The sequence below is a fragment of the Crocosphaera sp. Alani8 genome, from assembly GCF_038442745.1.
In the GTDB taxonomy this organism is placed as follows: Bacteria; Cyanobacteriota; Cyanobacteriia; order Cyanobacteriales; family Microcystaceae; genus Crocosphaera.
On record NZ_JARVCN010000133.1, the window covers coordinates 1 to 9,020 of the forward strand.

9 protein-coding genes are annotated in these 9,020 nt (G+C 39.4%); 4 read left to right on the forward strand and 5 right to left on the reverse strand.

Going from position 1 to position 9,020, the window contains the following annotated elements; all coding sequences use genetic code 11:
- On the reverse strand, positions 1 to 1,354 hold a 1,354-nt coding region (locus P9B04_RS09430), incomplete at its 3' end, for a calcium-binding protein (RefSeq protein WP_342054734.1).
- 179 nt (positions 1,355 to 1,533) lie between these two features.
- On the opposite strand from P9B04_RS09430, the gene P9B04_RS09435 reads away from it, so the two are divergent.
- Complete coding sequence (locus P9B04_RS09435; RefSeq protein ID WP_342054735.1) at positions 1,534 to 1,671, forward strand: hypothetical protein; 138 nt, start codon at positions 1,534 to 1,536, stop codon at positions 1,669 to 1,671.
- Here the strand turns inward: P9B04_RS09435 and lysS are convergent.
- Positions 1,668 to 3,389: a lysine--tRNA ligase gene (gene lysS, locus P9B04_RS09440; protein WP_342054736.1), complete on the reverse strand. Its 1,722-nt coding sequence runs from the start codon at positions 3,387 to 3,389 to the stop codon at positions 1,668 to 1,670. The genes P9B04_RS09435 and lysS overlap by 4 nt on opposite strands.
- Positions 3,390 to 3,812: 423 nt before the next feature.
- On the opposite strand from lysS, the gene P9B04_RS09445 reads away from it, so the two are divergent.
- From P9B04_RS09445 to P9B04_RS09455, 3 genes are all read left to right on the forward strand, one after another.
- Positions 3,813 to 4,058 carry a FeoA family protein gene (locus P9B04_RS09445; protein ID WP_342054737.1) on the forward strand — a complete coding sequence of 82 codons (246 nt, stop codon included), beginning with the start codon at positions 3,813 to 3,815 and terminating at the stop codon, positions 4,056 to 4,058.
- 287 nt (positions 4,059 to 4,345) lie between these two features.
- The gene (locus P9B04_RS09450; protein WP_342054738.1) at positions 4,346 to 5,809 is read left to right on the forward strand and encodes a hypothetical protein; all 1,464 of its coding nucleotides are present in this window, start codon (positions 4,346 to 4,348) and stop codon (positions 5,807 to 5,809) included.
- 93 nt (positions 5,810 to 5,902) lie between these two features.
- A complete protein-coding gene (locus tag P9B04_RS09455) occupies positions 5,903 to 6,658 on the forward strand; it encodes a PEP-CTERM sorting domain-containing protein (protein WP_342054739.1) in 756 nt (251 codons plus the stop codon).
- Positions 6,659 to 6,762: 104 nt separating this feature from the next.
- Here P9B04_RS09455 and P9B04_RS09460 read toward each other — a convergent pair whose 3' ends face one another.
- The 3 genes from P9B04_RS09460 to P9B04_RS09470 form a co-directional block, all read right to left on the reverse strand.
- Positions 6,763 to 8,232: a TldD/PmbA family protein gene (locus P9B04_RS09460; RefSeq protein WP_342054740.1), complete on the reverse strand. Its 1,470-nt coding sequence runs from the start codon at positions 8,230 to 8,232 to the stop codon at positions 6,763 to 6,765.
- A 56-nt stretch (positions 8,233 to 8,288) separates the two neighbouring features.
- The gene (locus tag P9B04_RS09465) at positions 8,289 to 8,537 is read right to left on the reverse strand and encodes a hypothetical protein (RefSeq protein ID WP_342054741.1); all 249 of its coding nucleotides are present in this window, start codon (positions 8,535 to 8,537) and stop codon (positions 8,289 to 8,291) included.
- An 80-nt stretch (positions 8,538 to 8,617) separates the two neighbouring features.
- Complete coding sequence (locus tag P9B04_RS09470) at positions 8,618 to 8,962, reverse strand: translation initiation factor (RefSeq protein ID WP_342054742.1); 345 nt, start codon at positions 8,960 to 8,962, stop codon at positions 8,618 to 8,620.
- Positions 8,963 to 9,020 lie beyond the last annotated feature (58 nt).

Genomic DNA, 9,020 nt, shown 5'->3' on the forward strand with positions numbered 1-9,020 from the left:
CATCTTTGTCCCCTAACTTTCGGCGAGTCCCCCCAGACTTTTTGAGAAGCTTCAACTGCTTGGTAAACTCGTTATTGTTATACTCATGGTAGTTATTAACAATAAAGGCTAAATTGCTGGTTTCATTGCCAATCTGTGCTTCGATCCAAGCTCCACCCTTTGCATTCAATGTCCCTTGCTTAAGAGCATAACCAACAGTGTTCACTGATTCAAGAGAGGGTAAAAAGAGATTATCCACCCCTATCTGAAAATCTTCGATGACCACAGTATCCCGATGGGTCGAGGTAATATTCCCCCAAGTGGTGCTATCGTATTCATGACTGTTAACTGCATTAGTTGCTGCTTGTTTCTGAGCTTCTATTTGTAAGAGATCAAAGCCAAAGTTAGCTAGAGTCTGAGTTATAGCAAAACCCGTAGAAAATAATGCCCCAAAAACTGGAGCAGTTCCAGCGGCACCCCCCGCTGCATCTAGCAGCAAATTAGCTGATAATCTTGCAGCTTCAATGGTCATATTCGGTAAGGTAATGTCATTGATAAAATTAGCTAATTTGTCAGTATCAAAATCTAATCCTAATCCTTCTGTCCCTTCAATATCAATGACAAAATTGGTAGATAAAGCATCTCTTCCAGAAACATAATGGGTGGTATCGGCTGATTGATCGTGAACCCCTGCTACTGCTACTACTGTATTTCTCTGATTATCTGTTGTCAGTCTGGTATTGTCTCCAGCAAAAACAATTTGTTGAATATTGCTGAGGGTATCGCTTCCTTCGTTCCCGTCACTGGTGTTGATATCTGTAACTGTCCAAGTACCGTTATCGTTGTAAGTGATATCAAAATCTGAAGCTTTGCCATTATACGCAACGACTGTTGTGCCACTAAATCCATTGTTAGTAAAGGTATTATTCCCTGAACCTCCACTCAATTGGATTTGTTCAATGTTGCTAATCTGATCTGTTCCTAATCCCACAACAGAAGTATCTGTTATCGTAAAGTTAACGTCCCCACTTTCAAATAGAATATCGTAATTTTCTCCACCATCAATGACATCATTGCCAGTCCCACCACTGATGACATCATTGCCAATTCCACCATCAATGACATCATTGCCAGTCCCACCATCAATGACATCATTGCCAGTTCCACCATCAATGACATCATTGCCAGTTCCACCATTAATGCTGTCGTTATTAGCTCCACCAGAAAGACTATCATTACCGCCAGCACCTATAAGGGAATCATTCCCATTGCCACCATTAAGGGTATCATTTTTTTCTGCTCCTGTTAAAGTATCATTGCCTTCCCTCCCATTGACATTTTGATAATACGCGGATTCGGCGCGATAGCTCGTCAAAAGTACTGAGTACCCGGACTGATATACAGTGGTAGTATAGGGTACTAACACTGTTCCCACAGAATTGAAATCATCATTTGAGTTAGTTAAGGGGTTAGGACTGGTGAATATATGTAGATAGTCGGACATGATTTTTCTCCTGAATTAACTAAATGTTTGTTGTCTGTAAGCTATTGAATTTGCTTACAGTCCTAATATCTTTCAAATCTCCAGCAGAAGAAAGACAGGTTTATTCAGGAAAAATTCAGGAAAGTTCAGGACAAAGTTCAGGACAAAGTTCAGGACAAAGTTCAGGACAAAGTTCAGGACAAATTTAACTTTCTCGATCAAAGCCGAATTTGTCTTTAATTTCACTATTAAAATACTGTCCTTTGGATGGGGATTTTTCTAACTCTTCATAAACCGACTTGGGAATGTCGTGATATTGATAAACCCCCCCATTAGTAAACTCAACTCTAAGAATTTTTGTCTCTTGAGCGTAGTCAAAAGACTTAATAGCAACACTCTGACTTTTTAGCAAAGGAAAAGCAATAACATCCCGAATACTTGCAGAATCAGTTAACAACATAATTAGGCGATCAATACCAATTCCTAAACCACCAGTAGGGGGCATTCCATATTCTAATGCTGTCAAAAAATCTTCGTCAACACTATGTGCCTCTAAATCTCCTGCTGCTTTTTGTTCTGCTTGTTTTTCCAGTCTTTCTCGTTGATCAATGGGATCGGTTAGTTCTGAAAAACTATTAGCTAATTCCCGTCCCACAATATACAATTCAAAGCGTTCAACTATGCCTTCTTTTTCACGGTGAGGTTTAGCTAAAGGAGAAATTTCCACGGGAAAATCTAGTATAAATGTCGGCTGAATTAGGGTTTCTTCTACAGTTTGCTCAAAAACTTCATTGAGTAGCTTTCCTATAGTTGTGCAGGTTTTTGGTACGTCTAAATTTGCTTCTATGACTGCATTTTTTGCTGTTTCAAAGTCCGTAAAACTTTCAAAATCCAACCCGCTTTTTTCTTTCACAATGTCGTGCATAGTCACCCGTCGCCAAGGGGGTGATAAGTCTATTTTTTCCCCCTGATAAGTAATTTCTAAAGTGTCTAAAACTTCTTGAGTTGCTGTAGTAATAATGGTTTCCGTTAGCTCCATCATATCGTTATAATCAGCATAAGCTTGATAGATTTCGATGGAGGTGAATTCGGGATTGTGCTTAGTAGAAACTCCTTCGTTACGGAAAATTCTTCCCATTTCAAAAACTTTTTCAAACCCTCCCACAATTAACCGTTTGAGATGTAATTCTGTGGCAATCCTCAGATATAAATCCATCTCTAAGGTATTATGATAAGTAATGAAAGGACGGGCTTCTGCTCCCCCTGCTTCTGACTGTAAAACGGGGGTTTCTATTTCTATAAAACCCTGTTTTTCTAGGTAACGTCTAATGGAAGCAGTAATCTGAGCGCGACGACGAAATGTTTGCCGAACTTGAGGGTTAACAATTAAGTCTACATATCTTTGACGATAGCGTTTTTCAGTATCCGTTAAACCGTGCCATTTGTCCGGTAGCGGGAGCAAGGATTTTGTTAATATTTCGTACTCCTTAACTTTAACAGAAAGCTCTCCTTTTTCTGTTCTTTTGATAGTTCCTTTTACTCCAATAATATCCCCTGTATCGGTTAATTTTTTGAGATGATTAAAAGCACTTTCAAGATTACTCATGTGTGCCTGAATTTCTTTTTTGTCTAGATATAATTGAATGGTTCCGGTTTCATCTTGTAAGCTAAAAAAAGCGAGTTTTCCGAAGACACGACGGGCGATAATTCTTCCTGCGATCGCAACATCTAGATCAATTTCTTCCCCATCTTTTAAACTGGCGTATTTTTCTTGTAAAGTAGCAGCATCGTGGCTAGATTTCCATTGATAAGCATAGGGAACTAAGCCTAATTTTTTCAACTGTTCCACTTTTTCGAGGCGTGTGGCGCGAATCTCGTCTAAATTAGAGGATGAATTGGGTTCCCGTTGCGGTTGATTGGAAGACATTGTTAAGATATTGCAGAAAAAATCCAAATGGGTTTATTTTAGGGTCAAATTTGATGCCATTTAACCTTGACTATTATAACGTATTCATACATCTATAAATGTGCTTTTTTGACTCTTTTTCTTTTTTAGATCAAAAGCAGAATAGCTGTTAGTGAGATTCCTGCAATCAATTTTGTCAACACTACTATTTTCCTAAACCTTAAGAAATTATCAAATATATAAATATCATTCTGAGAAGCCGATTGATGATGGAAAAAGAACGACTAATGGAAAAATAAAAACCACTTTCAAACCATATTTCCTTGATAATTATTATCATTTATGCTAGATTATTCGTATGGTGCTAAGTGACCTGCAGAGGTAATTTATAAAACTTTCACTAGCAATATTGCTAATCTTTGGAGTTTGAATAAGGCCAGAAAAATGACATTAAAAGAATTAAAAAAAGGAAAAATGGCGAGAGTGCAAGAAGTTCTCACCGATAACACAGATATTGGGAATGGTTTCAAAACTCGTCTAGAAGCAATGGGAATTGTTCCTGGTAAACCTGTTCAAGTCTTGCGTTCTGCTTGGCTTGGCGGACCATTAGGGGTTCGAGTTGGTAGTACAACGGAGATTGCTATTCGTCGTAGTGAGGCGGAACTTGTCATTGTTGAAGCAAGTTTATAAGAGGTAGTTTGCTCTTTTATTCTAATAATAATAAATGACGGATAACTTGTTCCAGTTAACTAGCAATGGCATTCTTATCCCCTTACTCAATCTTCTAATTCCTCAATTAAATTCTCTTAATCTAAATCATAGAATTGTTTATTTATTCTAACACTATTAATATTATTGATATCAAGGGGATTCAATAACTGTAATGATATTTAAGCTCCCAAATAAGTAATCAATTGTTCACTAGGAACAAATCACTTAAACTTTGACACATTGTCTTTTGACAAACCCGAAAAATTTTGTCATATTACTTATTTGATAATAATTTTAATGATTTAGTCAAACCTATGAATTTTGGTGTGAGTAGAGGATATTGCTGTTTATTTACAGTGATTAGTTTAATGTATTTGGATACTTTTTTATCTGTTGCCAAAGCAGACATAAGTAAGGGACAACAACAAGTAAATGAGATTAGCTTCAACTATGAAACCCTTACTAACACTTGGAATTATCGAGACTTACAGAAAGACATCGAGCAGGAAAAAGTTAGAGAAACCCTCCTATCTAATTATAATGGGTTCAATGGATCAGACTTCATTTCTGAGCAAAAATTAGAACCTAATAATCTTCAACAAGAATATGAAATTTCAACCAACTATATTCTTCCAACATTTACACAAATAGATCAAACAAGACCTCTATTTCAACCTAATGATGCAGAAAAAAAGATTGCTGAAAAAACAGTCAATTCTTCCCCCGAACAAATACCAGTAGATACAAATTTGCTCTTAGCAGATGAACCCTTACCCCCTTCTCAACAAGGGCTTTTTTGGGACCCGGCCCGTCCCGATAGTCATGCACCCATTGCTGTTATGGGGGAACACATTCATAGCGAAGGGGAAATTATGGTTTCTTATCGCTATATGTTAATGGAAATGGAAGGGAGTCGTGTGGGAACCGACGATATTAGTGATGAGAAAATTTTAGAACAATTTCCTGTTACTCCCACCCGTATGACCATGCAAATGCATATGTTTGGCATGATGTACGGTGCAACCAGTAATCTAACCTTAATGGCTATGTTACCTTATGTGGTCAAAGATATGGACCATATTACTCGCATGAATAGGGGTTTTAATACAGATTCTGAAGGAATTGGCGATATTAAAGTAAGTGGTTTATACCAAGTTCTTAACGAAAACCGTCAAAGAATTCACTTCAACGCCGGAATTAGTTTTCCTACCGGTTCTATTGAAGCGCGCGATCGCACCCCCGCAGGACCAGACCAACTTTTACCCTACCCCATGCAACTGGGATCAGGAACCCTTGATCTTCATCCGGGGATTACCTATTTAGGTCAAACCGACGAATGGTCTTGGGGAAGTCAGATTATTGGCACTCTCCGTTTAGGGGAAAATAGTAATAGTTATAAGTTTGGTGATCAAATCATGTTAACGGCCTGGGGTTCAAGAAAATGGGCCGACTGGGTTAGTACATCTTTACGTATTAAAGGAAAAAATTGGGGCAATATTAGTGGTCAAGATACCCGTCTTAATCGCAACATTGTTCCCACTGCTGATCCCACTCGACGGGGAGGAACGCAAATTGATATTGGTTTTGGACTCAATCTTTTTGTCCCGGAAGGAGATTTAAGAACTGGTCGTTTGGCCATTGAATTTGAAGTACCAGTTTACCGCGCACTTCAAGGACCACAATTAGAAACTGATTGGCAATTAACTGCTGGTTTGCAGTATACATTTTGAAACATATGTTCAACAGAAGTTTGACCAGTTGTCTTTTGATATCTAAAAAAGTTTGTGTTAGTTTGTAAGGGAAATTTTCATAGCTACAATTGTATGGAGCATCAAAAAATCTGCTATTCACTTTCTAGTAAATCTTTGAGTAATTTAACCATTACAGCTGTAACAGCTTTAGGGTTAGTAATAGGATTAAGCGCAGAAGCTAGAGCCGCTGTTATCGACTTAGATGCTGATGTTTATGCCTATTCTAATGAAAACACCTGTAATCCTTTATTACCAGATACTGGAGGAAAATGTTTTGTCGAAGATGGTTTTAATGTTGAAGCTTTTTCTGCTCAAGGAATAGGAACCGAAGACGCTTTTTTCAGCGAAGGATCTCATTTTCATGCCAGAGGTTCTTACGAAGCGCAGCACTACAGCGATGTCGATAGACTATTAGGAATTTATTTAACCTTAGTGGATGGAGGTACTTTTTCTTTAGAAAGTTTAGACTATCAATTAAGGGATAATACTCGTGCTATTTCTGGTTACTCAACAGACGATACCAAAATTCTAATTAGTACAACTTTTGATCCAACTCAACCAGTTTCTGGACAGTTTGTGGAGTATTCTTTAGGTAGCGATCTTCCTTCAATGTTTGAAACCTTAGACATAACAGGATTTGAAAATATTACTCAAGTCTATATCTCTAGTTCGGGAGACGTAAACTTTGATAATATTACAACCAGTGAAATTCCTGAAGGCGCAGATCCTAATTCTGTTCCCGAACCTGGTACTTTACTAGGGTTATTAACTTTAGGAACAATGGGATTTGTATCTCGGGTTAAAGGAAAGTCAAAGATAAGCAAATAATAGTTATCCTTGACTGCAACAATAGTAATATAATCATAGTTTAACAGTAGTAGGGGTCAACACCATCTGTTGACCCCTACTATCATTTGTGATTTGTCGTCAGTTTAACGACCGCCAACAGTGATTTTATCTACTTTTAAATGGGGCTGTCCAACAGTGACATAAATACTGCCACTGACGGAACCACAAAACCCTGGAGCCAGTCCTAAATCTTGAGAACACATGGATATTTCGTTCATAATATCCTTAGCAGTTCCGATAAGAGTTGCCCCTTTTAAAGGTTTCGTTACCTTGCCATTTTCAACTAAATAAGCTTCAGAAACCGAGAAATTAAATTCACCGGTTGCACCAACACTTCCTCCACCCATTTGTTTACAATAAATCCCTTTATCTACAGAAGCAAAAAGATCATCTAAAGAAAAATCACCAGGTGCAATGTAAGTATTACGCATCCGAGAAGCCGCTGCGTAGGCGTAACTTTGACGACGGCCGCTACCGGTACGAGGATGGCCTGTACGCATAGATCCAGTGCGATCGGCGATAAAGTTCTTGAGGATGCCATTTTCAATCAATAAGGTGCGTTGGGTGGGCATTCCTTCATCATCCATATCAACGGTTCCGAAAGCTTTATCCGAACGGCCTTCGTCCCATGCAGTGAGGTTTTCGTGAGCAATTTTTTCCCCTTTTTTATCCATAAAAGGGGTGGTTTTATGTTCTATTTGGGTGGTTTCTAGAAGATGACCGCAAGCTTCGTGGAAAATCACCCCACCGAACTCATTGGCCATAATCACAGGGTAATTTCCCGACTCTACAAAGTCAGCATAGAGCATTTTTCCAGCAGACTCGGCTACCCCTTCCGCTGCACTTTCGTAGTCCCACTGACGCAAGAAACCGGGGTCACTGGTATCCCCAAACCGTTTACCCATCGAAGCGCGATGTTCTCCATCAGCGCAGAGGAGGGAATAACCCACCGACTGGGTAAGACGAATATCCCTGGCAAAAGTACCATCGCTGGCTGCCACTAAAACTTCTTGCCAGTCCCGAAAATAAGTGGCACGACGGGATTGAATATGCTTAGCTTTTTGTGCCAATGTTTCATTAGCTTGTAGTAAGATGTCCCCCATTTCCTCGATGGAACTACACTGGGGTAGCCAAACCCCTTTATCTTTAGTTTGGGCGTAATCTCGTAGTAATTCTAGGTTAATTTCTGGGATGTAGGCGTTGGGGGAGGGTAAGGTTAAACCTAAGATAGATAAACCCTTCTCTAAAGAGGCTTTTAGCCCTTTAAAGGATAGATCATTGGTGCTAACGTAACAGTCCGCTTTGCCTTTAAAAATGCGTATTCCGGCACCACTGGCCAGACGAGGGGAAATGCCGGTAATGGTCTTTTCTTCGGCTAAACAGCTAATATAGTTAACCCGTTCTAAGAAAATTTCTAAAAAGTCAGCGCCGGCCGCCCTTCCTAACCCCAAGAGAGTTGAGAGGGGATCTTCCCAACTGCTATCGAATCGATCGCGGCTAGACTGATAGGTTAATTGAGGTAATTCTTTTGATAGTAATAAAGTCGCTGTCATATGATGATTTCCTTAAATGGTTTTGGATCGGGTCAGAACTGGGTTTATCTTCTATCTTATCTTTTATCCTCGCTTATATCAGATGGGGGGCGATCGCTACTCCAGGCCCACCATGCTTGTCCACATTCGCAGAGATAAAATTCTTGCCACCTTCGGCCATAGTCTTCTGTGATAACGGGGGCCCGTCGATTAATCCAAGCTTTTTGGGATTTATTGGCACTAGAACAACAGCGAGGGCAACAAAATTGTAACCCATGAACTGCTGTCTCTGTCCAAGGTGGGGGAGTGGGACTGAAAGCATCCATTTTTATTATTGTAAATATTGGTTATCTTTATATTTTATCTTCTGTCAAAACAACAATCGCTAATCTTGGCAACAGAACCATTAACCGCCGCTAATCTTAACCTTGTAACCCAAATCACCCAAAACTTTCACCAATTTTTGACGATGATCTCCTTGAATTTCTAGGGTATATTCTTTCATGGTTCCCCCACTCCCACACTGACTTTTTAACTGTTTTAATAGCTTATTCAATGTATCTGGAGAATGTTGAAAACCTGTGATCATGGTGACTGTTTTCCCCTTGCGTCCGGAACGAGTTGCCTGCACTCTAATATTCTGTTGCTGTGGTGGGAGGTCCGGTACAGATCGTTGCAATGCTTCTGAGTTGGAAGCATTGCCAAACTCCTGATAGGCTATCGGTTTAGATTTATTTTGTTTAGAAGACATGGTAAAAAAGTATCTTCTCAAAAAGCCAGGGGTCACTCGCTGCGAAAACTTAGGCCAA

Bases quoted from the DNA above. Each gene is read 5' to 3' on its own strand.
- lysS (WP_342054736.1), bottom strand. From the start codon at position 3,389: ATGTCTTCCAATCAACCGCAACGGGAACCCAATTCATCCTCTAATTTA.
- P9B04_RS09445 (WP_342054737.1), top strand. From the start codon at position 3,813: ATGACATTAAAAGAATTAAAAAAAGGAAAAATGGCGAGAGTGCAAGAA.
- P9B04_RS09455 (WP_342054739.1), top strand. From the start codon at position 5,903: ATGGAGCATCAAAAAATCTGCTATTCACTTTCTAGTAAATCTTTGAGT.
- P9B04_RS09460 (WP_342054740.1), bottom strand. From the start codon at position 8,232: ATGACAGCGACTTTATTACTATCAAAAGAATTACCTCAATTAACCTAT.
- P9B04_RS09465 (WP_342054741.1), bottom strand. From the start codon at position 8,537: ATGGATGCTTTCAGTCCCACTCCCCCACCTTGGACAGAGACAGCAGTT.
- P9B04_RS09470 (WP_342054742.1), bottom strand. From the start codon at position 8,962: ATGTCTTCTAAACAAAATAAATCTAAACCGATAGCCTATCAGGAGTTT.